The organism is Cellulomonas algicola (genome assembly GCF_003851725.1).
Lineage (GTDB): Bacteria > Actinomycetota > Actinomycetes > Actinomycetales > Cellulomonadaceae > Cellulomonas > Cellulomonas algicola.
In genome coordinates, this window is the sequence record NZ_BHYL01000126.1 from 1 (window position 1) to 22,920 (window position 22,920).

Annotated in this window: 19 protein-coding genes and 1 pseudogene; 15 read left to right on the plus strand and 5 right to left on the minus strand. The window is 75.9% G+C overall.

The genetic code is table 11. The features are described from left to right. The 4 genes and pseudogenes from CTKZ_RS21505 to CTKZ_RS21510 form a co-directional block, all read left to right on the plus strand. A pseudogene (locus CTKZ_RS21505) lies at positions 1-693 on the plus strand (hypothetical protein); the annotation flags it as partial. After that, positions 690-4,640, plus strand: a complete 3,951-nt coding sequence (gene eccCa / locus CTKZ_RS09505) for a type VII secretion protein EccCa (protein ID WP_124342730.1) — start codon at positions 690-692, stop codon at positions 4,638-4,640. The pseudogene CTKZ_RS21505 and the gene eccCa, both read left to right, overlap by 4 nt. Then, positions 4,630-5,016 carry a hypothetical protein gene (locus CTKZ_RS09510; RefSeq protein ID WP_124342731.1) on the plus strand — a complete coding sequence of 129 codons (387 nt, stop codon included), beginning with the start codon at positions 4,630-4,632 and terminating at the stop codon, positions 5,014-5,016. The genes eccCa and CTKZ_RS09510 overlap by 11 nt, the downstream gene beginning before the upstream one ends. A gap of 3 nt (positions 5,017-5,019) precedes the next feature. Next, positions 5,020-5,679: a hypothetical protein gene (locus CTKZ_RS21510; protein ID WP_160142869.1), complete on the plus strand. Its 660-nt coding sequence runs from the start codon at positions 5,020-5,022 to the stop codon at positions 5,677-5,679. A gap of 418 nt (positions 5,680-6,097) precedes the next feature. Here CTKZ_RS21510 and CTKZ_RS09520 read toward each other — a convergent pair whose 3' ends face one another. The 3 genes from CTKZ_RS09520 to CTKZ_RS09530 form a co-directional block, all read right to left on the minus strand. Beyond that, the gene (locus CTKZ_RS09520; protein ID WP_124342732.1) at positions 6,098-6,922 is read right to left on the minus strand and encodes an ABC transporter permease; all 825 of its coding nucleotides are present in this window, start codon (positions 6,920-6,922) and stop codon (positions 6,098-6,100) included. Then, positions 6,919-8,073: an ABC transporter ATP-binding protein gene (locus CTKZ_RS09525; protein ID WP_124342733.1), complete on the minus strand. Its 1,155-nt coding sequence runs from the start codon at positions 8,071-8,073 to the stop codon at positions 6,919-6,921. Before CTKZ_RS09525 ends, CTKZ_RS09520 begins: the two co-directional genes overlap by 4 nt. 203 nt (positions 8,074-8,276) lie before the next feature. Beyond that, a complete protein-coding gene (locus CTKZ_RS09530) occupies positions 8,277-8,969 on the minus strand; it encodes a PadR family transcriptional regulator (protein WP_124342734.1) in 693 nt (230 codons plus the stop codon). Positions 8,970-9,447: 478 nt separating this feature from the next. Here CTKZ_RS09530 and CTKZ_RS09535 point away from each other — a divergent pair, with 478 nt between their 5' ends. Further along, positions 9,448-9,753: a DUF1905 domain-containing protein gene (locus CTKZ_RS09535; protein ID WP_124342735.1), complete on the plus strand. Its 306-nt coding sequence runs from the start codon at positions 9,448-9,450 to the stop codon at positions 9,751-9,753. A gap of 63 nt (positions 9,754-9,816) precedes the next feature. Here the strand turns inward: CTKZ_RS09535 and CTKZ_RS22605 are convergent, their stop codons facing one another. Beyond that, entirely contained in the window at positions 9,817-10,032 is a 216-nt protein-coding gene (locus CTKZ_RS22605) for a DUF418 domain-containing protein (RefSeq protein ID WP_268904336.1), read from the minus strand. A gap of 253 nt (positions 10,033-10,285) precedes the next feature. Here CTKZ_RS22605 and CTKZ_RS21515 point away from each other — a divergent pair, with 253 nt between their 5' ends. The 3 genes from CTKZ_RS21515 (at position 10,286) to CTKZ_RS09555 (ending at position 14,908) form a co-directional block, all read left to right on the plus strand. Continuing rightward, positions 10,286-13,282: a hypothetical protein gene (locus CTKZ_RS21515; protein WP_160142870.1), complete on the plus strand. Its 2,997-nt coding sequence runs from the start codon at positions 10,286-10,288 to the stop codon at positions 13,280-13,282. A gap of 11 nt (positions 13,283-13,293) precedes the next feature. Then, positions 13,294-14,328: an outer membrane protein assembly factor BamB family protein gene (locus CTKZ_RS21520; RefSeq protein ID WP_160142871.1), complete on the plus strand. Its 1,035-nt coding sequence runs from the start codon at positions 13,294-13,296 to the stop codon at positions 14,326-14,328. Positions 14,329-14,389: 61 nt separating this feature from the next. After that, positions 14,390-14,908: a low molecular weight protein-tyrosine-phosphatase gene (locus CTKZ_RS09555; protein ID WP_124342744.1), complete on the plus strand. Its 519-nt coding sequence runs from the start codon at positions 14,390-14,392 to the stop codon at positions 14,906-14,908. A 67-nt stretch (positions 14,909-14,975) separates the two neighbouring features. Here the strand turns inward: CTKZ_RS09555 and CTKZ_RS09560 are convergent, their stop codons facing one another. After that, a complete protein-coding gene (locus CTKZ_RS09560; RefSeq protein WP_235843417.1) occupies positions 14,976-15,971 on the minus strand; it encodes a magnesium and cobalt transport protein CorA in 996 nt (331 codons plus the stop codon). Positions 15,972-16,086: 115 nt separating this feature from the next. On the opposite strand from CTKZ_RS09560, the gene CTKZ_RS09565 reads away from it, so the two are divergent. The 7 genes from CTKZ_RS09565 to mobA form a co-directional block, all read left to right on the plus strand. Next, entirely contained in the window at positions 16,087-17,253 is a 1,167-nt protein-coding gene (locus tag CTKZ_RS09565) for a pyridoxal phosphate-dependent aminotransferase (RefSeq protein ID WP_124342737.1), read from the plus strand. Between the two features lie 111 nt (positions 17,254-17,364). Beyond that, on the plus strand, positions 17,365-17,757 hold the full coding sequence (locus CTKZ_RS09570; RefSeq protein ID WP_124342738.1) for a TFIIB-type zinc ribbon-containing protein: 393 nt from the start codon (positions 17,365-17,367) through the stop codon (positions 17,755-17,757). A 209-nt stretch (positions 17,758-17,966) separates the two neighbouring features. After that, complete coding sequence (locus CTKZ_RS09575) at positions 17,967-19,349, plus strand: family 43 glycosylhydrolase (protein WP_124342739.1); 1,383 nt, start codon at positions 17,967-17,969, stop codon at positions 19,347-19,349. 117 nt (positions 19,350-19,466) lie between these two features. After that, on the plus strand, positions 19,467-20,696 hold the full coding sequence (locus CTKZ_RS09580; RefSeq protein WP_124342740.1) for a ThiF family adenylyltransferase: 1,230 nt from the start codon (positions 19,467-19,469) through the stop codon (positions 20,694-20,696). Between the two features lie 23 nt (positions 20,697-20,719). Next, positions 20,720-21,979 carry a molybdopterin molybdotransferase MoeA gene (locus CTKZ_RS09585; RefSeq protein ID WP_124342741.1) on the plus strand — a complete coding sequence of 420 codons (1,260 nt, stop codon included), beginning with the start codon at positions 20,720-20,722 and terminating at the stop codon, positions 21,977-21,979. Continuing rightward, positions 21,976-22,452 (plus strand): cyclic pyranopterin monophosphate synthase MoaC, encoded by a 477-nt coding sequence (moaC, locus tag CTKZ_RS09590; RefSeq protein ID WP_124342742.1) that lies wholly within the window; start codon positions 21,976-21,978, stop codon positions 22,450-22,452. Before CTKZ_RS09585 ends, moaC begins: the two co-directional genes overlap by 4 nt. Continuing rightward, a partial coding sequence (gene mobA / locus CTKZ_RS09595; RefSeq protein ID WP_235843418.1) for a molybdenum cofactor guanylyltransferase occupies positions 22,449-22,920 on the plus strand: 472 nt, incomplete at its 3' end. The genes moaC and mobA, both read left to right, overlap by 4 nt.

Below are 22,920 nucleotides of genomic sequence, written 5' to 3' on the forward strand. Positions count from 1 at the left end.
ACGGCGGGCCTCGCGCGTGCCGCCGACGCGCGCGCCGCGCTGCCCGTCGGTCGTGGCGGCCTCCGCGTGCTCGGGGACGGGACGGCGTCCTCGCCGTGGCCGCCGGGCCCGCGCGCGTGGCGGGAGGCCGTCGACCCCGTCGGGCGCTTCTTCGACGTCGTCCTCACCGACTGGGGCGTGCGGTCGGCGGGTGACCTGCGCGTCGTCGCGGGCGACCACCACGTCGTCGCGGTCGTCGCGCGCGCCGATCGTGGACCGGCCGAGCGCGGTGCCGTCCTCGCAGCACGACTCGTCACCGGCGGGCACGACGGCTTCGCGCCGGGTCGGCCCGGTGCCGATGGCGGCCCGGTCGCCCACGGTGGCGCGTCCGGTGCCGGCGGGTCCGGCGTCGGTCTCACGTCGCTCGGTACGACGCCCGGTGCCGGGCCCGTCGACGGCGGGTGGCGTGCTCCAGCCGTCGTGCTCGTGCTCGTCGACGTCGGCGGGACGGGCGGACGGTCGGACGCGGTCGCACGCGACGCGCTCGACGGGCTGCCGGTCAGTGTCGTCGCGGTGCCGCACGACACGATGCTCGGTCGCGGTGACGTCGTCGCGGGCACGGCGGTCAAGGCCGCGTGGTCGGGGCTCGCGTCGCACCTGCTGGCCCGCGCGTGCGACCCGTCGTCCGCGCTCGCCGACGGGCAGGTCGCATGACGCGCGTCCTCGTCCACCGCCCCGCGCGCATGGTCCGGCCGCTCGAGCAGCCGCCGGACGTGCCGGTCGCGTCGCCGCCGCAGACGAACGACGCCACGGGCGGCGCGGGACTGCAGTCGCTGCTGCCCGTGGTCGGTGCGGTCGGCTCGATGACGATGATGCTGGTGCTGCGCGGCAACCCGCTGTTCGTGCTGGTCGGGATCATGGTGCTGGTCGTCGCGCTGGTCGGCGGTGTCGGCATGGCCCTGAGCAGCCGCGGCACGGCGGCAAGGACGCGGCGGCTGCAGCGCGAGCGGTACCTCGACTACCTCGAGGAGCTCCGCGCGGACCTCGCGGACGCGGAGGACGACGCGCGCAGCACGGCCCTCACGGTGCACCCGGACCCGGTCGCGCTGGTCGACGTCGTGCGCGACCCGGAGCGGCGCTGGGAGCGCCGGCGCACCGACCCCGACTTCCTGGACCTGCGGGTCGGCGTGGGCGACCGGCCGTGGTTCTCGCTCGTCGTCCCGGAGGACCCGAACCCCACGCAACCCTTCGACCCCGCGATGGCGGCCGAGGCGCGGACGGTCGCGACCCGGCACGCGCGCGTGCCGCAGATGCCCGTGACCGTGCGGCTCGACCGCGCGGGCGAGGTCGCGGTCGTCGGACCGCGCGACGCCGGCCTGGCCGTCGTGCGGGCGCTCGTCACGCAGGCCGTCGCGCTGCATGCGCCGGACGACCTGCAGGTCGCGGCGGCGTTCCCCGCGGCACGAGCGGACGACTGGGCCTGGCTCGGTGCGGTGCCGCACGTCGTGGACGACGCGCTCTTCGACGGTCCCGTGGCGGCGCGCCGGGTGGCCGGTGACCTCGCCGGGCTCGTCCGCGTCGTCGGGCCGACGCTCGTCGACCGCGCGCAGGCGGCAGCCCGGGCACGACGCGGCGGCGGTATGGGCGACGGTGCCGCGTTCGCCGCGCGCCTGCTGGTGCTGTCCGACGACCACGGCGACGTCGCGCAGGTGCTGCCCGCGGTCGACGCGGCGCTGCGGCCCGCGGACCTCGGCGTGACGGTCGTGCACCTCGTCGAGGACCGGCGGCACGAGCCGTCGGACACCGCGGTCCGGCTCACGGTCGACACGGACGGCTCGGTCGTCGTCGAGGACCTGCGCGACCCCGAGGCCGTCCCCGTGCGCGCGACGGTCGACGACGTCCCCGTGCCCCTCGCGTCGGGCCTGACGCGCGCGCTCACGCCGCTGCGCCTGTCGTGGGAGGACAGCGCCGAGGCCGGCGAGGCCGCCGCGATCGGCACCGACGCGCTGCTGGGCGTCGAGGACGTCCGCCGGATCGACCTGCACCGCACGTGGGCGCAGCGTTCGCCGCGCGACTTCCTGCGCGTCCCCGTCGGCGTCGACGACACGGGCACGCCGCTGCTGCTGGACCTCAAGGAGTCGGCGCAGCTCGGCATGGGCCCGCACGGGCTGTGCGTCGGCGCGACCGGGTCCGGCAAGTCCGAGATGCTGCGGACGCTGGTCGCGGCGCTCGCGATCACGCACCCGCCCGACGACCTCGCGATGATCCTCGTCGACTACAAGGGCGGTGCCGCGTTCGCGCCGTTCGCGGACCTGCCGCACGTCGCGGGCATCATCGACAACCTCGCCGACGACGCGGGCCTCACCGAGCGGGCGCGCGCCAGCATCGCCGGGGAGGTCGTCCGCCGCCAGCAGGTGCTGCGCGACGCGGGCTCGTCGCCGTCGATCACGCACTACCGCGAGATGCGCGCGACGACCCGGCCGGACCTGCCGCCGCTGCCGCACCTGCTGCTCGTCATCGACGAGTTCGGCGAGCTGCTCACGGCCGACCCCGACTTCGTCGACCTGCTGCTGACGATCGGCCGCATCGGCCGGTCCATCGGCATGCACCTGCTGCTGTCGAGCCAGCGCATCGAGTCCGGCCGCCTGCGCGGGCTCGAGACCTACCTGTCGTACCGGATCGGTCTGCGCACGTTCTCCGAGGCCGAGAGCTCGGTCGTGCTCGACACGCCCGACGCGTTCCACCTGCCGGCGGTGCCCGGGTACGGGTACCTCAAGGTCGACACGACGGTCTACCAGCGGTTCCGCGCGGGCTACGTGTCCGGACCGCTGCCGACCGACGACGTGCCCGAGCCCGAGGTGACCGACGAGACGCGCCGGCCGCTGCTCGTGCCCGTGCACCACGGCGTCCTCGCGGCGAACGGCCTCGGCGACGGCGCACCCGGCGAGGTCGAGCTCGTGCGGCCGTCCGTCGGCGCGTCCATGGTCGACGTCGTCGTCGAGCAGCTCGCGTCCGCCGCCGACGCCACGACGCCCGTCTGGCTTCCGCCGCTGCCCGCACGCGTCGCGCTCGGCGGGCTGGTCGGCGAGCAGCGCCCCCCGCACCTCACCGTGCCGGTCGGCCTCCGCGACGACCCCGCGAAGCAGCGGCAGGGGACGTGGCGTCTCGACCTCACGCGCGCCGGCGGGCACGTCGCGATCATCGGCGCCCCGCAGTCCGGGCGGACCACGGTGCTGTGGACGATCGCCGCCGGGCTCGCGCTCACGCACGACCCGCGCCAGGTCGCCGTCTACGGCATGGACCTCGCGGGAGGCGGCCTCAGCCGGCTCGAGGCGTTCCCGCACGTCGGCGGGGTCGCGACGCGGTCCAGCCGCGACCGGCTGCGCCGGCTGCTCGAGGAGCTGCACGGCATGCTCGCGCACCGCGAGAAGGTGTTCGCCGAGCACGGCATCGACTCCCTCGCGCTGCTGCGCGCCCGGCACGCCGCCGGCCAGGTCCCCGAGCTCGCGACCGCCGACGTCGTGCTGCTCGTCGACGGGGTCGGCGCGGTGCGCGGCGACTTCGAGGAGCTCGACGAGACGTTCACCGCGCTGCTGTCGCGCGGCAGCGGCTTCGGCATCCACGTGGTCATGACCATGGCGCGCTGGAACGAGGTGCGCATGCAGAGCCAGCCCCTCATCGGCACGCGCGTCGAGCTGCGGCTCAACGACCCCGGTGACTCGACCGTCGGGCGCAAGCTCGCCGCGACGCTGCGCGCCGACCAGCCGGGCCGCGCCCTCACCGACGACGGCCTGTTCGCGCAGGTGGCGCTGCCGCTGCCCGACACCGCCGCACTCGACGGCGACGTCGCGACCGTCGGTGCCGGCCTCGACGCCCTGGCCGACGAGGCCCGCCGCCGCTGGGGTGGCGCCGCCGCCGCGCCGAGGATCCGCGAGCTCCCCGAGGTGCTCGAGCTCGCCACGCTGCCCGACCCGCTCGACGAGCCGGACCTCGTCCCGTTCGGCCTGCGGCAGGACACCATGTCGCCCGCGCTGCTCGACCTCGTCGCGCGCGACCAGCACCTGCTCGTCTTCGGCGACCCGCGCTGCGGCAAGACGACGCTGCTGCGCACCGTCGTCGAAGGGCTGGTCGACCGGTCCACGCCCGACGAGCTCGTCGTCGCCGTGTTCGACCCGCGCGGCGGGCTCGCCGACGTGTGCCCCGAGGACTACCTCGGCGGTCGCGCGACGAGCGCACCGCTCGCGCTGCAGCTGTCGACGGCCGTCGCCGCGGAGCTCGCGAAGCGCACCGGCGACGGCCCGTCCGGCGGACCGCGGATCGTCGTCGTGGTCGACGACTACGACATCCTCGCGTCCGGCGGCACCGACCCCCTGCGCCCCCTGCTCGAGCACCTGCCCGCCGCGCGCGACCTGCGGCTGCACGTGCTCCTCACCCGGCCCGTCGCCGGCGCGTCCCGCGCGCTCTACGACCCGGTCCTGCAGGCCGTCCGCGACACCGGCGGCAGCGGGTTCCTGATGGCCGGCGAACGGTCCGAGGGTCAGGTCTTCCCCGGCCAGTACGCGGAGTTGCTCCCGCCCGGACGCGGCAAGTGGCTGCGTCGCGGAGAACGGCCCACGCTCGTCCAGGTCGCCACGTCGCAGGAGGTGCCCGGTGCCCCGTGAGCTCGTCGTCCTCAGCCCCACCGCGCCCGACGCGCGCGTCCTCGTCGAGGCGGGTGCCGCCGTCGACCCCGACCTGGGGCTCCGCACGCTGCACGACGGCGCCGTGCACCAGGTCGTGCGCGTCGACCCCGCTGACCCGTCGCAGGGTGCGGGCGTCGTGAGCATCATGCAGCCGCTGCGCGTCGACAACGTCGCCGAGGTCCGTCGCCTCCTGCCGACCCTCACCGCGCTGCCGTCGTGGCTCGGTGCCGGGCAGCCCGTGTGGTGGGTCGAGGCCGTCGCGCCCTGGGGCGACCTGGGCCGGACCGGGATCGCCGTCGTGCAGGAGATGGCCGCGCGCCTCGGCGGCGTGTGCGTCGTGCAGGACGGCGAGTAGCCCGTGTCGTTCGTCGCACCCCCGCCCGCCGCGCTCGCCGGGCTGCCCGAGAGCGTGCTCACCGCGCTCGGCCGGCCGCTGCCCGCGACCGGTGCCGTGCACGTCGCGGGCGTCGGTGGCGGCGTCGGCACGTCGACCGTCGCCGGGCTCGTGTGGTCCGTCCTCGCGCTCGCGCACCCCGGAGCCGTCGGGCTCGCGTCGCACGCCGCCGTGCTCGGTGGCGGGGGGCTCGGCGCCGGACGCGTCGACGCGCGCGTCGAGGGCGACGTGCCCGCGACCGCACCCGTCGTCGTGCACGACCGGGGGCCGCACGCCGCGGTCGTCGCCGAGCAGGAGCCCGGGGCGTCGCACGTCCTCGTCGTCGTGTGCCGTGCGCACACCGGGGGGATCGCCGACGCCGCACGCGCGGTCGAGCGGGTCGGCGCCCGCGGGCCCGACGACCTCGCGCGCGTCGTCGTCGCCGCCGTCGCGACCACCGGTGCCGCGCCCGGGACGCGGACCGTCGCCGCTGTCGCCGACCGGGTCGGGCTCGCGGTGCCGCTCGTCGTCGTCCCCTTCTCCCGCCACCTGGGCGCGGGCGGCCCGCTGCCCGGCCCGGACCCGCGCCCCCTCGCCGCCGCAGGCGTTCTTTCGGCCCACGTCCTGGCGGCCCTCGCCTCCTGACGTCACCCTCGCGACCGGGCGACGGTCGCCACGACGGCGCCGTCGCCGGAGGTCGGTCGACGTGGTCGCCGAGGTGGTTCGTGCGGCTGTGCGCGCGACGACCCGGTCATGAGGACCGCTGCGGAGTGGGTTCCGGTCACCACCACCGGGTCGTGACCGGAGGTCGGCCCGCGTGGTGGCTGAGCTCGCTCGTGCAGTCGGGATCGCGGCCGGGTTGTGCGCACGACGACCCGGTCGTGGCGACCGCTGCGGGTTGCGTTCCGGTCGCCATGACCGGGTCGTGAGCGCGGACGGTCCGGGCGGCGGGCGTCCGGGTGCGCCGCGACCCCGTCACGGGACCGTTCCGACGGGTCGTCGAGTGTCCGTGACGGGGTCGCGGGTTCGCGGGCCGAGAGGTGCGGGCCGCCCGGCCGGTGGGTCAGAGAGAGCGTTGGTACGTGCGCATCGCCGCGACCGACCAGGCCGCCACCAGGACGGCGAGCACCGCGAGGAGGGCGGAGCGGGTGCCGACCAGGGTCCAGTCGACGTCGGTCGACATCGCGGTCCGTGCGACCTCGGTCGCCCACGTCAGCGGGTTGAACCGCGCGGCCGACTCGACCCACGCGGGCAGCAGGGCGGGCGGCATGAGGGCCGTCGAGACGAAAGTCGCGGGCAGGACGATCGTCGTCGAGATGCCGATGAGCGCCGTCTGGTCCCGGGCCAGCAGCGCGACGGCCGCGGACAGCGAGCAGAACGACGCGGCGAGCAGCAGGGACGCCCCGAGCGCGACGGCCAGCCCGACGACGCCGCCGTCGAACCGGGCGCCGGCCGCCCACGCGATCGCGAGGACGATGACGCCCTGCACGGCCGTGAGCAGCAGCTGCTGCACGAGCTGCCCGACGACGAGCGCGGACCGGTGCACGGGCGACGTGAGCAGGCGGTCCATGACACCGCTGCGGATGTCGTCGATGAAGCCGGTCCCCGCCCAGGCGCCCGAGTACAGGACCGTCATCATGAGGATGCCGGGCACCAGGAACGTCAGGTAGTCGTCGGCGCCGAACCCGGGCACGGTCGCGACGGACTCGAAGACGTTTCCGAAGAGCACGATCCACACGAGCGGCTGCAGCACCGAGACGCCCAGGCCCCACGGCTGCCGGACGGTGTCGACGACCCAGCGTCGGCACACCTCGCCGGTCTGCGCGAACCAGGACGCGCGGCGGGCCACGGGGGCGACGGTGCGCGTCGGGGTGAGCGTGGCGGTCATCGGGTCACCTCCCGCGCGTCGCGCCCGTCGGCGGCGGAGGCCCCGTCCGTGTCGCGCCCGGCAGGGACGGCTGACGAGCCGGACGTCGAGCGACCGCCCGACGCGCCGGAGGTCGTGCGGGCCGGCGCAGCCGACGCCGAGCGGTCGGTCGACGAGCCCGTCGGGCGGGCCGGCGACGAGTCCGACCACGAGCGGCCCGCGTAGCGGAGGTAGACGTCGTCGAGCGTCGGGCGCGAGACCGCGACGGCCCCGTGCCGGACGCCCGCGGCCTGGAGCGCGGCGATGGTCGCGCCGACGACGGCCGGGCCGTCGGGCGTGCGCGCGACGAGACGGCCGGTCGGCCCCTCGACGTGCACGACGACGTCGGTCAGCACGCGCGCGACGGCGGCACGCACCGCGTCGGCGTCGGGCTCGACGAGGTCGACGGTGAGGGTGTCGCCGACGAGCGTCGCCTTGAGCTCGTCGGGCGTCCCGGCGACGACGACGCGCCCGCGGTCGACGATGCTCAGCCCGTCGGCCAGCCGGTCGGCCTCCTCGAGGTAGTGCGTCGTGAGCAGCACCGTGAGCGCGTCCTCGCCGGCCAGGCGGCGGATCTCGTCCCACATCGACGCGCGCGCCTCGGGGTCGAGGCCCGTCGTCGGCTCGTCGAGGAACAGCACGCGCGGTGCGTCGACCAGGCCGAGCGCGACGTCGAGCTTGCGCCGCGTCCCGCCCGACAGGCCGCCCGTGCGGCGGTCGCCCGCGTCGCCGAGGCCGAACCGGTCGACGAGAGCGGCCGCCCGGTCGGCTGCGGCGGACCGTGACGAACCCCGCAGCCGTGCGGCCATGACGAGGTTCTCGCGCGGGCTCAGCAGCGGGTCGGCGCCCGTGCCCTGCGAGACGTAGCCGATGCTGCGGCGGACCGCGTCGGCGTCGACCACGACGTCCTGCCCGACGACGCGGGCCGTGCCGCTCGTCGCGCGCGACAGCGTCGTGAGGATCTTCGTGGTGGTGGACTTGCCGGCGCCGTTCGGGCCGAGCAGCCCGTGGACGGTCCCGGCGGGGACGGTGAGCGTGAGGCCGTCGAGGGCGCGGACGTCCGGGCGGCCGCGGCCGCCGGGGTACGTCTTGACCAGGTCGACCGCCTCCACCGCCGGTGGGCGGATGGGCATGGTGGTGCTCCTTCTCGGTCGGACCGAGACGCCACCTATGCTGGTCGTCGCAGCGGATCGCACAGGTGTCCCGCCTCGCGGCGGGGCTCGGTCGGTTCGTCGTCGGTCGGCCCGGGTGTGCCAGCACCTGGGCCGACCTCGTTCCCGGGGACGGTTCCCCGGGGGTCGTGGTGGCGCGACGGCGCGACGGCCGCCCTCGCCCGTCAGCGGTCGGGCGGGCCCTCCTGTCCCGACAGGAACGGCGACAGCGCGTCGGCGACCGCCTCGGCGAGCTCGTCCGGGTCGATGCGACCCGCCGCGTTGGTGCGCGCGTGCAGGGACCGCCACATGTCGACGTGCTCGAGCGTGCCGTCGGAGATCGACGCCTCGAGCCCGACGACGAAGTCGAGCTCGGCGCGCAGCAGCCCGATCTCGTACTCGGCCTCGAGCGCGAAGATCCGGGGGAGGCCCTGCCGGCGGGCCTCGTCGACCGTCGTCTCGAGCGACGTGAGCGTCGTGCGCACCGACGCGGCACGCATGCGCAGCAGCCGCGCGACGTCGTCGGGCGCGAGCAGCGGGAGGAACGACAGCGCGGCCTCGAACTGCGGGAACTCCTTGACGGGCGTGCGCACGAGGTCGCTCAGCCAGTCGACGGCCTCCGTCGCGCCGGCGTCGGTGATCCGGTAGACGGTGCGCGTCGGGCGGTTGCCCTCCCGCTCGGTCGACGCGGCCTCGATCAGCCCGCGCTTCTCCAAGCCCTCGACGACCGAGTACAGCGACCCGAAGTTGAGGCGCACGGTCTCGTCCTTGCGGCGCTCGCGGAGGGTCATCGACATCTCGTACGGGTGCATGGGCCGCTCCCAGAGCAGCGTGAGCACGGCCAGCGCCAACGGGTTGCTCCGCCCTCGTCCTGCCATCTCGCCCACCTCCCGTCGGTCGCCCGCGCGACCTACTCGCCGCCGAATGCTCGCCCTAGAGTATATCGCGTCTATATCGCGTCTCAACCCCCCACGACGTCGCGCCCGCACCGAACTGCTGACGAGGGCCGCAGGCCGGGGCATGGACCGCCCGGCGACCCGGCGCTGGTGACCGCAGCGGACCGTCCACCGGTCACCAGACCCGGGTCGCCGGTGGCCCGGGGCGTCGACGCTCCGGGATCCGCCGCACGGGGCGCACGCCGCACGGGGGCGCACGCCGCAGGGGGGCGCACGCCGCACGGGGCGCCGCCAGGATCTCTGGCCGGCCACCCGTCTCGTCACCGGCCTGTGCGTCATCAGCCCGTCGTGACGCCGGCCCGTCGCACCGCCGACCGCGTCCCGCTCGGGGCTCGCCGCGCTCCACCGCACGTCCGCCCGTTCCGGTGGCCGACGGTCCGCACCTCGGCAGGATGGGCGCGTGGAGCTCGAGTTCGACGGCGAGGTGTTCTGGTGGAAGGGTCCGGCGCCCTTCCACTTCGTCGCGGTGCCGGAGCCGGAGGCGGCCGAGCTGCGGGCCGCGTCGTCGCTGGTCAGCTACGGCTGGGGCGTCATCCCGGTCGCGGTGGACGTCGGCCGGACGCACTGGACCACGTCGCTGTTCCCGAAGCGGGGCGGGTACCTCGTGCCGTTGCGCGACGCGGTGCGCGCCGCCGAGCGGATCGAGCTCGGCGACGTCGTGACGATCCGCCTGACCGTCGACGTGGACCGTGCGGGCCGACGCTGAGCCGGACCGACGCCGAGCGGCGAGGGCGCGACGACGCGTAGGCGCCGGGGCCGTCGCCGCGGATCAGGCCCGACCGTAGGCGACCCGCCGCAGCGCGACCTCGAACGGGCCCCGCCGGCCCGCGCGCTGGAGGGCGACGGCGACGGCGACGGTGACGAGCCAGACGCCGACGGCGAGGAGCGCCGCCTGGGTCGTCGAGAGGTGCGCGCCGAACGCTCGGGACGGACCGCCGCACCGCCCCAGGGGGCCGGCCCACGGATCGGGTGGGGGCAGGCCCACGGATCCCGCGCGGCCCGGTCGGACCACCCGGACCCGGCGACGTAGCAGGTCCTCGCCCGGGCGAGGTGGCAGGTCCCCGCCCGATCGGGCACCGCACGCTGCCCCCGGCCCCGCGCCGACGGCCGTCCCGCGCACGCCCGGTCCCTGCGTCTGCTGAACCATGGCCAGGCAGGCGCGTCCCGCCCCGGACGTCGGCCCCGCGCCACCCCGACGACCGCCGACGCCCGTCGCGTCGCCGCACGGGGCGTCCGCCGTGCCCCGGACGCCGACGGGCGCCCCCGCTGGGGGCGCGCCCCCGCAGGCGCTCCTCTCGCTCCAGGCGCTCGCGGGCAACCACGCGGTGACCGGTCTCGTCGAGGCCGGCGCGCCGACGCTCCAGCGCCAGCAGGTGCCCGCCGCACCGCCCACGGCACCACCGGCCGCCCCGCCGGCCGCGGGGGCAGGGACCCCGTTCGCCGCCCCCGCGGAGCCGCAGCACCGCTTCGCGCGCATCGCGACGTGGACCGGCTGGACCGACTCGGCGGTCACGACGCACGACGTCGTCGGCGCCGTGCCGATCGCGCACCACGTCACGCCGATCGACGCCGTGCCCGCGTCGATCACGCCCGTCGGCTGGACGCCCGGGCAGTACGAGTCGCTGGCCGCCGCGACGGCGGCGATCAAGTCCGCGGGGACGGCCGGCGCCGTCTTCCTGGAGAACGGCAGGTACGTCGCGTACCACGCGAGCGGCGAGACGCTGCTGAGCGCGTTCACGCTCGCGAACGTCCTGTGGTTCCCGGAGAAGCCGTGGACGGCCGTGCGGTTCGACACGGACGCGCAGGTCATCGTCACGGAGGACGGCGCCGAGCTACGGCCGACGCAGTTCACCACGAAGGACGACGCGAAGACGCGCATGGCGGACCAGGCGCTCATGCCGGGGGCGGGCACCGCGTCGACGGACCCGTTCGCGGGCTACAAGCAGGGCCTCGACCTCACGAAGCCCGCGGTGCTGGAGCTCGCGTTCGGCGCGGCGATGCGCGACAACGCGCTCGCGGTCCTCGCGTCCGCGCGCGTGCGGGTCCAGCGCGACGTGGACCGGCGGTTCGCGTCGGGCACGGTCTCCCAGGCGGAGATCCAGACGATGCGGAGCACCGCGGAGTACCTCGCGGGCATCGACGCCGAGATCGCGGCGATCCCGAAGACGCTCCCGAGCGGCACGCAGGAGTCGTACGCCGAGTTCCAGGCGAACCACGCGCGGTTCCAGGCGCTGCAGGCCCGTCGGCGCGTGGTGCTCGCGCGGTACCCGGCGCTCGCCCGGGTCGACGCCACGGCGTTCGCCAGGCTGAGCCCCGAGGAGCAGAACGCGCAGCTCGGCGCGGACGCGCTGCAGGTCCTCGAGGACATCGACACGACCCGCAACAACATCCACGACGGGTCGGTCAACCTGTGGAAGATCCGCTCGGTCGTCGACTCGACGATCGCCGGCCTCGGCATCTCCGACCCCGAGGCGCGCAAGCAGGTCGAGAACCTCGTCGCGGCGAACCAGACGTCGATCGCCGAGACGGTCCTCACGCTGTTCACGCTCGCGTTCGGCATCGGCGCGGCGTTCGCGACCGGGCCGGTCGGCGTCGCGCTCGCAGCGGGCGCGTTCGGCCTCGGGGTCGCGGACGCGATCTCCCAGACGGAGGCGTTCTTCGCCGAGCACGCGGCGTCGAACACCGACCTCGACCCGGCGCAGTCGCTGCTGTCGCCCGAGGAGGCGCGGTCCTGGGGCTGGCTCGTCGTCGCGTGGGTGGGGGTCGTCGCCGACGCCGCGCAGGTCGTGACCGCGCTCAAGGCGGTGAAGGCCGCCAACGGCACGCTCGAGGTGGGCGTCACCGCGCTCGCGAAGGGCGACCAGCGGCTCGCCACGGACCTGCGTCGTGCCGCGGGCATCGCCGACGCGGGCGAGGTGCTCACGGAGGCGCTGCGGCCCGGGCTGTCGCGACGCGTCGGCACGACCATCGAGGTCAACGCGTCGCTGGCGCCGCGCGAGATCCGGGTGGACATCCTGGTCGACGACGCGGGACGCGTGTCCGTGCAGGGCATGGTCGTCGGCGCGGAGGCCACGGTCGGCGAGATCCTCGCGCACGGGCAGGTCGTCACGATGGTGCGCCGCTACGACGGGCTCGTCGGCAAGATCCGCGAGCTCGTCGACAAGGTGCGCTCGCTGGCCGGCTTCCCGGCGCCGGGCGTCAACCCCTTCAAGGCCGGGTCGCAGGCGTACGAGTCGTTCTTCGAGGTCATGAAGCTGCCCGACATCATCGCGGCGCGGCGGGCCGCGCTCGGGCGCGCCCTCGGCACGGCCGAGGAGGACGTGCTGCGCCGCGAGGTCCGGTTCCTCGAGTCGGAGCTCGTCGAGCACTCCGCCGCGGTCGAGCGCATGGCCGCCGAGAAGGGCTCGGGGTTCGTCGCCGCCGCGGGCGAGGAGACGCGCAACGCGATCCGGTCCGGCGCGGTCCCGCCGCTCGAGGGCAACGCGCTCGTGAAGGACCCGTCGGCGTACTACTACCGGCGCAACCCGGCGGGGGACCCGCCGTTCCTGCTCACCCGGTTCGCCGACTCGAAGGAGCCGGCGCTCACCCTCGTGCGCGAGGGGTCAGGGTGGAAGATCGCGACGGGTGCGCTGTCGCGGCGCGAAGAGGGTGCGGCGCTCGTCGCGTCGTGGAGCGACGACCTCAAGCGCGGGTTCGCGGCGCTCGTGGGCCGATTCGCCGACGCGACCGTCGTGCCGCTGCGCGGTGTCGCGACCACCCGACGCCGCCTGCAGGAGGTCGTCACCGGGGCCCAGCAGTACGAGCTGCGCCAGATCCTCGCGGAGGCGTTGCGGACCCACCCCGACCCGCTCGTCGAGGCGACGCAGTCCGTCGACGCGCTGCTCGCGCACGAGATCGTCGTCGTGCGCGGCACCGACCAGCTGCGCGCGTACAACTACCGGCTCGCGTTCGAGACCGCGTCGGGCGCCCCCGCGTCAGGCGACCTGCACCACCTCATCCCGCTCTACCTCGGCGGCGACCACCGGCGGCTCGTCGACATCGAGCCGCTGCTGCACGACCGTCTGCACACCCTCATCGAGGGCATCCCGATCGGGGACGGCGTCACGCTCGCGCCGTCGTCGATCCAGAACTCGGCCGCGCTGACGTTCGACTACGGCGCGGGCATCCTGTCCAGCAACGGGCGCGTGCAGCTCGGCCGGTTCGCGGCCGACGGCACGTTCGTCCCGGTGCCGTGAGGAGGGCGCACGTGCGGACGCTGTGGCGCGCGGAGGTCGGCGCGGGGTTCTCCCTGCCGCGGCACCGGCCGCTGCTCCGCGACCGCACGGTCACGGTGCGGGCCGGGGGGACGGTGGCGGCGGTCGACGCCGTGACCGGCGACGCCCGGTGGGCCGTCGACCTGCACCACCCGTCGGACGACGGACGCTGGTTCCTGCCGACCCCGCGCGGCCTCGTCACGGACGTGGCGCACGTCGAGGACGGGCTGACCGAGGTCGTGGGTGTCGAGGACGGGTACGCCGCGTGGCACCGCGTCCTGCCGGTGCTCGACGCGACGTCGTGCGCGGTCGTCGACGGCGGTCGGGTGCACGTCACGGGCGCCACGCCCGACGGCCGCGCGCAGCTGCTGACCCTCGACGCGGGAGCCGACGCGGGAGCCGACGCGGGCGCCACCGCGGGCCCGCCGGACGTTGCGACGCTGCCGCTCCCGTGGCTCCCGCTCGGGCTCGTCAGGCTCGGCCCGCGCCGGCTGCTCGCGATGCACCGGTTCGGCGCGACGACGCCGGGCCTGTTCGAGGTCGACGCCACGACGGGGCGCTGCACGGCACGCGCCGACGACGACGTCTGGCGGCTCGACGCGTCGGGCGACACGGTCGTGGCGGTCTGCGCGGCTGCCGGCGGCGGCCTCGTCCTGCGCGTGCTCGACCCGGTCGACCTCGACGTGCGCTGGTCGGCGGCGGTGTCGGCGGACTGCGCCGCGCTCGCCGGGGACCTCGTGGTCGCGGGCCGTGGAGGACCCCCCGACGGGCCGGCGCGCGTCGTGGCGTTCGCGGCCCGGACCGGTGAGGTCGTCTGGGAGGCGCCGGTCACCGACGGCCCGGTGTTCGACGTCGGCGGCGCGCCCGGCGTCGTCGTCGCGACGACCGGTGCCGGGGTCGTCGTGCTCGACGCGCGCGACGGGTCGCTCCTCGACGCGGGTGCCCGCATGTGCGCACCGCCGCACGTCGCGGACGGTGTCGCCCACCTGCTGCGGGACGACGGCCTGGTCGCCGCCGCGGTCCCCTGAGCGCCCCGGTGCCGTGAGCAGGGTGCGGCAGGATGGTGCGGTGACCGAGCCGTACCGCGTGATGACCGTCTGCACCGGCAACATCTGCCGCTCGCCCATGGCGGAGGTCGTGCTCCGCGACCGCCTCGACGCCGCCGGCCTGGGCGACCAGGTCGTCGTCGACTCGAGCGGCATCAGCGACGAGGAGCACGGCCGCCCGGTGGACCGGCGGGCGCGCGACGTGCTCGCCGCCCACGGCTACCCGGTCGGGGAGGGGCACCGTGCGCGTCAGGTCCGCGCGACCGACCTGCCGGCCCGGGACCTCGTGCTCGCGATGACCGCGCAGCACGCGCGTGCCCTGCGGCGCCTCGCCGGATCCGGGGACGTCGCGGACCGCGTCGTCATGTACCGCGCGTTCGACCCGGCCGCGCCGGTCGTCGCGTCCGGTCAGCCCGAGCACGTGCTCGACGTCGACGACCCCTGGTACGGCGGGCCGGAGAACTTCGAGACGTGCCTCGCCGAGGTCGAGGCGGCGGCGGACGGGGTCGTCGCGCACGTGCGAGCGGCGCTCGCGGCCCGCGACGGCGCCCCGACGGCCTGACGCGCCGACCGCGACCGTCGGTCCGTCGCGTCACCCCGACCGTCGCGGCGGCCCGGAGCCCCGGGCGCTACAGCCAGCGGTTGCGGCGGAACGCGCGGTGCAGCAGGACGCACGACGCGGCGATGACGACGAGCACCGCCCAGAACCCGAACGCGGTGTCGGCGATCGGCAGGTTCCGCACGTTCATGCCGTAGATGCCCGCGATGGCGGTCGGCACGAGCCCGATGGCCGCCCACGCGGAGATCTTCCGCATGTCGGCGTTCTGCTGGACGCTCACGCGCGACTGCGCGACGGTGACCTGCGCGAGGTCCGCCTGGAGCACCCCGGTCAGCAGGGTGTCGGCGGCCTCGATCGAGTCGGCGACGCGCAGCGTGTGGTCCTCGACGTCGCGGAAGTACTCCTGCAGGTCGCCCGGGATGCCCGGGACCTGGCCCGACGCGAGCCGGTGCACGGGCCCGACGAGCGGCACCACGGCCCGCCGGAACTGCTGCACCTCGGACTTCAGGCGGTAGATCCGCTCGGCGTGGTCCTCGCCCGGCACCGACCCGAACACCTGGTCCTCGATCTCGTCGAGGTCCACGTCGACGGACTTGGCGACCTCCAGGTACTGGTCGACGGTGAGGTCGAGCAGCCGGTGCAGGACGGCCCACGGGCCGAGCGCCATCGTCTCCGCGTCCCCCTCGAGCGTCTGGCGCGCGCGCGACGGGATGCGCGAGTCGCCGTGCCGCACGACGACGACGAACCGGTGCCCCACGAACACGGCGAGCTCGCTGACGTCGACCACCTCGGCGTGGTCGACGTACCGGACGGGCTTGACGATCGCGAAGGTCAGGTCGCCGTAGCGCTCGAGCTTGGGCCGCTGGTGCGCGCGGATCGCGTCCTCGATCGCGAGCTCGGGCAGGGAGAACCCCTCGGCGAGCGCGTCGAACTCGTCCGCCGACGGGTCGACCAGGCCGATCCACACGAAGCCGTCCTCGTGCTCCGCCTCCTGCGCGGCGGCGAACACGTCGTCGAGCCGGTGCTGCCGGACCCCGCGGGTGTAGAGCGCGCAGTCGACGATCACCTTCTGATGCTCCTCTCGTCGCCCGGGCCCGTCGACCCGGTGCGGTCGTCGCGCCCGTCGCCGGGCGGAGTCGGTCGCGCCGCGGCGGCGTGGGCCGCACGGCAGGATAGGGCGGGTGAAGGTCGCAACCCGTGCGCACGTGCCGCCGTTCGCCGTCATGGAGATCCTCGCCGCCGCGAACGCGCGCCGCGCCGCGGGGGTCGACGTGCTCAACCTGTGCGCGGGCGAGCCGTCGACGGGGGCGTCGGAGGTCGTGCGGCAGCGTGCCGTCGAGCTGCTGACCAGCGGCGACCTCGGCTACACCGAGGCGCTCGGCGCCCCGGGCCTGCGCGCGGCGATCGCGACGCACTACCGCACCTGGTACGGCGTCGACGTCGAACCCGCGCGCATCGCGGTGACGACGGGCTCGTCGGGCGGGTTCATGCTCGCGTTCCTCGCGGCGTTCGACGTCGGCGACCGCGTCGCCCTCGCCCGCCCCGGCTACCCCGCGTACGCGAACATCCTGCGCGCGCTCGGCTGCGAGGTCGTCGAGCTGCCGTGCGGGCCGGAGTCGCGGTTCCAGCCGACGGTCGAGCACCTGGAGGCGGCCGGCCCGCTCGACGGGCTCGTCGTCGCGAGCCCCGCCAACCCGACGGGCACGATGGTCGGGGCGTCGTCGCTCGCGGACCTCGCCGCGTGGTGCGCGGAGCACGGCGTGCGGCTGGTGAGCGACGAGATCTACCACGGCATCACCTACGACGCGGACGCGCAGGTCGCGACCGCCGCGCAGTACCTCGACACGGGCGCGGTCGTCGTGAACTCGTTCTCGAAGTACTGGGCGATGACGGGCTGGCGGCTCGGCTGGCTGGTCCTGCCCGACGACCTCGTCGCCCCCGTCGACGCGCTCGCGGGGAACGTCGCCCTGTGCCCGCCCGCGCTCGCGCAGCACGCCGGTGTCGCCGCGTTCAGCCCCGACGGCTACGCGGCGGCACGGGCCAACGTCGAGCGGTACGCCGCGTCGCGCGCCCTGCTGCTCGAGCGCCTGCCCGAGCTCGGCTGGACGCACGTCGCGCCCGCCGACGGTGCGTTCTACCTGTACGCCGACGTGTCCTCGACCGGTCTCGACTCGGTGACGTGGTGCGCGCGGCTGCTCGACGAGGCGGGCGTGGCGCTGACGCCCGGGACCGACTTCGACCCCGTCGACGGGCACCGGTTCGTGCGGCTGTCGTTCGCGTCGTCGCCGGACGTCGTGCGGGAGGCCGTCGACCGCATCGTGCGGTGGCAGGGGACGCTGACGGCCTGACGGCCTGACGGCCTGACGGCCTGACGGGCTTCGCGGAGCGCCCGGCGGGCGGGCACGATCGGGACGGGTCGCACGTTGACCCGTCGACCGCCGACCCCGGGAGGACCGACCATGCGCTGCCCCGTCGACCAGGCCGAGCTCGTGATGTCCGAGCGGCAGGGGGTGGAGATCGACTACTGCCCGACGTGCCGCGGCATCTGGCTGGACCGCGGTGAGCTCGACAAGATCCTCGAGCGCGCCGCCGCACCCGACCCCGGCCTCGGCGTCGGGGGTGCCCGTCCGGCCGACCCGCGCCCGCCCGCCGACCCCCGTGCGCCCTACGACGAGCGCCGCTACGACGACCGCGGCGGGTACGACGACCGTCGCGGCTACGACGACCGTCGCGGCTACGACGACCGTCGGGGCTACGACCCGCGCTCCGGCGGCGATCCCCGGTACTCGGGCGACCCGCGCTACCGCAAGAAGAAGAAGGACTCCTGGTTGGAGGACCTCTTCGACTTCTGAGGGCGACGCGGGCCCGTGCGGCGTCCCGGCGGCGTTCTCGCCGAGCCGGGGCGCGGTCCCCGTCCGCGGACGACTGCGGCCGGACGCGCGTGCATCGTTGGAGAAGGGGTCCTCGATGAAGCGATTCACCTGCTTGTGAGGCCCGACGCGGGCCCGGGACGTTAGCGATCACATCGTGAGCTGCCTCCCACCCGCGGAAGGACCCACCCATGCCTTTCTCCCTCCGGCGTCGTGCGCTCGCACGCCGCCTCCTGTCGCTCACCGCCTCGGTGGCGCTCCTCGGCGCCGGCCTCGTGGCCGCCTCGCCGGCGCAGGCCGCTGCGCACGCGCTCCGGTCGTCGGCATCGGGCCGGTGCCTCGACGTCGCCGGCAACAGCACGACCCCCGGCGCGGGAATCCAGATCTGGGACTGCAACGGCGTCGCGGGGCAGGGCTGGACGCTGACGTCCGCAGGCGAGCTGCGCACGTTCGACGGCACCCGCTGCCTCGACGCGCTGAACTGGGGGACGACGCCCGGCACCGCGCTGATCTCGTGGACCTGCACGGGCGGCGCCAACCAGACGTTCGCGTGGGGCGCGAACGGGTCGCTGCGCAGCCAGCAGTCCGGCCTGTGCCTCGACGTGACGAGCAACCGCACGGCCAACGGCACCGCCGTCGCGCTGTGGACGTGCAACGGCCGCGACAACCAGCGCTGGACGAGCGCGGCCGGCGGCGGCACGGCCTACCCGAACCCCGGCGTCGTCACGGGTGCGACGCGGGCGCACGACCCGACCGTCGTCAAGCGCCCCGACGGCTCCTACCTGGTCGCCACGACGGGCCGCGGCATCCCGCTGAAGACGTCCCGCGACCGCACCGCCTGGACCGACGCCGGCGCCGCCTTCCCGAACGGCACCCCGTGGACCGCGGCGCACACGACCGGCGACCTGTGGGCGCCCGACCTGTCGTACCGGAACGGGCAGTACTGGCTGTACTACTCGGCGTCGACGTTCGGCAGCCAGAACTCCGGGATCTACCTCGCGACGAGCCCCACCGGCGACGCCGGGACGTGGACCGACCGCGGCCTGGTCCTCAGCACGACGAGCAGCAGCGGCTACAACGCGATCGACCCTGACCTCGTCATCGACGCCCAGGGGAGGCCGTGGCTGAGCCTCGGGTCGTTCTGGTCCGGGATCAAGCTGATCGCGATCGACCCGTCGACGGGCCTGCGGTCCGGCACCGCGATCCACTCGCTCGCGACCCGCAGCGCCGGGATCGAGGCGCCCGACATCCTGTACCGCGACGGCTACTACTACCTGTTCGTGTCGTTCGACGCGTGCTGCCGGGGCGCGCAGAGCACCTACCGGGTCGCGGTCGGCCGCTCGACGTCGATCACCGGTCCGTACGTCGACCGCGCGGGCGTCGCGATGACGAGCGGCGGCGGCACGGAGATCCTCGCCGGCCACGGGTCGGTGCACGGCCCGGGACACAGCGCGACGCTGCGCGACGGCGACGGCGACGTGCTCTTCTACCACTGGTACACCGACGCGGGAGACTCCCGGCTGGGCATCAACCTGCTCGGCTGGGACGCCGCGGGCTGGCCGTCCGTGCGCTGAGCGACGACGACGCGGGGAGCGGCGGACGACGGGGCAGGGGTCCCTCCGTCGTCCGCCGCCCGCTTTCCACGGCCCGTGCGGGCTCGCCGGGCGCGCCGCCGACGTAGGTTGGTCGACGTGCACGTGCCTCCGCTCGTCGAGCCCGGCCCGCCCCTGACCGCCGCCCAGGTGGCCCGCGGGTCCCGGCACCTGCTGCTGCCCGGTCTCGGCGTCGACGGCCAGCGTCGGCTGCGGAACGCGCGCGTGCTCGTCGTCGGCGCGGGCGGGCTGGGGGCACCCGTGCTCCAGTACCTCGCGGCGGCGGGCGTCGGGACGATCGGCGTGGTCGACGACGACGTCGTCGACGTCACCAACCTCCAGCGCCAGGTCGTCCACGGCACGGCCGACGTGGGCCGGCCGAAGGTCGAGAGCGCCCGCGACGCGATCACGGACCTCGACCCCGACGTGCGCGTCGTCGTCCACGCCCTGCGGCTGACCGAGGAGAACGTCGACGACGTCCTGCGCGGCTACGACCTCGTCGTCGACGGCACCGACAACTTCCCGACCCGCTACCTCGTCAACGACGCGTGCGTCCGCCTCGGCCTGCCGGAGGTGTGGGGGTCGGTCCTGCGGTACGACGCCCAGACGACCGTCTTCTGGGGCCGCCCGCCCGCGGGCTCGGGCGTCCCCGCCGTGCAGCTCCGCGACCTCTTCCCGTCCCCGCCGCCGCCCGACACCGTGCCGTCGTGCGCCGAGGCCGGCGTGCTCGGGGCGCTGTGCGGGCAGGTCGGGTCCGTCATGGCGACCGAGGCGGTCAAGCTCGTCACCGGCCTCGGCGAGCCGATGCTCGGCCGCGTCCTCGTCGTCGACGCCCTCCGTGGCCGCTGGTCGGAGGTCCCGCTGGTCCCGTCCCCGCGACGCGTCGCGGACGAGCTGCTGCCCGCACCGGTCGCGGGTGGGCAGCCGCCGTCCAGCCGGTCCGCGTCGTCCGCGCCGACGGCCCGTGGTCCGCGGGGGCTCGACGACGACGTGCCGACCGTGACGGCCGCCGAGCTCGTCGCCCGCCTCGCCGTCGACCCGTCGACCGTGCTCGTCGACGTCCGTGAGGCGGCGGAGCTCGAGGTGGTCGCCGTCCCGGGCGCCACGCACGTCCCGCTCGGACGCGTCCTCGACGGCTCCGGCGTCGCGGGCCTGCCCCGGGACCGGCCCGTCCTCGTCGTCTGCCAGGTCGGCGCCCGTTCGATGGTCGCCGCCCGCGCGCTCCGCGCGTCCGGCGTCGACGCGGTCAACGTCGACGGCGGCGTCCTCGCCTGGCTCGCGGTGCGTCCCGAGTCGTTTGTCCCGGTGGTCGGGGCGGACGGGACCTGACCGGCGGGTGGCAGGATCGGGGGGTGCCGACGACCACCGCGATGCGCACCCTCGACGAGCACCGGGCGGCGTCCCTCGCGCTCGCGGCGCCGCTGCCCACCGTCGTCGTCGGGCTCCCCGACGCGCTCGGGCACGTGCTCGCGCAGGACGTGCGCACCGACGAGCCGCTGCCGCGCTGGGACAACTCCGCGATGGACGGGTACGCGGTGCGCGCCGACGACGTGCGCGACGCGTCCGACGCGACGCCGGTGACGCTGCGGGTCGTCGCGGACCTGCCGGCGGGGTCGTCGGGGCGGCCGGTCGTCGAACCCGGGACGGCCGCACGGATCATGACGGGCGCGCCCGTCCCGCCCGGTGCCGATGCCGTGGTGCCGGTCGAGGACACCGACGCGGGGACGACGACGGTCGAGGTCAGGGCGTCGAAGGCCGTCGGCCAGCACGTCCGGCGCGCGGGCGAGGACGCGGTGCCCGGCGACCTCGTCGTCGCCGCGGGCACGCTGCTCGGCCCGGCGCACGTCGCGGCGGTCGCGTCGGTCGGCGTCGCGCAGGTCGCGGTGCACCGGCGGCCGCGCGTCGCGGTGATCAGCACGGGCGACGAGCTCGTCACGCCCGGCACGACGCTCGCCCACGGGCAGATCCCTGACTCGAACTCGTGGCTCCTCGCCGCCGCGGTCCGCGAGGCGGGCGGCGAGGCGATGCGGCTCGGGCCCGTCGGCGACGACCCCGACGCGCTGCGGGACCTGCTGCACGGGCTCGACGGCGGCGTCGACGCGATCGTCACGTCCGGCGGGGTCAGCGTCGGCGCGTTCGACGTCGTGAAGGCCGCGCTGCTCGACGAGCCCGACGTCGTCTTCGTGCCCGTCGCCGTGCAGCCGGGCAAGCCGCAGGGGCTCGGCCGTCTGCCGGGCGGCACCCCGGTGTTCGCGCTCCCCGGCAACCCGGTCAGCTCGTTCGTGTCGTTCGAGCTGTTCGTGCGACCCGCGCTGCTGCGCATGCGCGGACTCACCGACGTCGAGCGCCCGACGACGACCGCCGTGGTCGACGACGGCTGGCGCACCCCACCCGGCCGCGCTCAGGTCATGCCCGTGCGCTTCGTCGCCCCGGCCGCGAGCGGCGCCGGCGCCCGCACGCCCACCCACCCGCACGTCGTCCGCGCCACCGCGGGCGGCTCCGGGTCGCACCTCGTCGCCCGCCTCGCCCTCGCCGAGGGCCTCGCGATCGTCCCGCCCGACACCCAGGTCGCCGCCGGCGACCTCGTCACCGTCCTGAGAGTCGCCCCATGACGCAGCCGTTCACCCACCTCGACGCCGCGGGCCACGCCCGGATGGTCGACGTCACGCACAAGCAGCCGACGGTCCGCGCCGCGACCGCGACGGGTCGCGTCGTCTGCGGGCCGGACGTCGTCGCCGCGCTGCGCGACGGCACGGTCCCGAAGGGCGACGTGCTCGCGGTCGCGCGCGTCGCCGGGATCGCCGCCGCCAAGCGCACGGCCGAGCTGCTGCCGCTCGCGCACGTCATCGGCGTGCACGGCGTCGTGGTCGACCTGCGCGTGGAGGACGACGGCGTCGCGATCGAGGTGACCGTGCGGACCGCCGACCGCACGGGGGTCGAGATGGAGGCGCTCACAGCCGTCTCGGTGACCGCGCTCGCGGTCGTCGACATGGTCAAGGGCCTCGACAAGTCCGTGTCGATCGCCGACGTCCGGCTCGAGGCGAAGACCGGCGGCAAGTCCGGCGACTGGCGGCGCGAGCCGTGACGTTCGACGCGGTCGTCCTCGCGGGCGGTCGCGCGCAGCGGCTCGGCGGTGCCGACAAGGGTTCGGTCGTCGTCGCAGGTCGTGCGCTGGTCGACCACGCGCTCGCGGCGGTCGCGGACGCCCGGACGGTCGTCGTCGTCGGTCCGCCCTCGGTCGCGCGCCCGGGCGTCCCGACCGTCCAGGAGTCGCCCGCGTTCGGCGGGCCGGTCGCCGGTCTCGCCGCGGGTCTCGCGGCTCTGCCCGCGTCCACGACCGCGATCCCGCGACTCCCGCTCGCCGGCGACGTCCCCTCCGAGCACGCCGCGCCACCGAGCACTCAGCCACCGGTCGCCGATGACGCCGTGCCCGTCGACGAGGACGCCCTCGTCGTGGTCCTGGCCTGCGACGTCCCCGGCGCCGGCCGCGTGGTGCCCGCGCTGGTCGCCGCAGCGCTCGTGGACCCCGAGGCGGACGGCGCGCGGCTGGTCG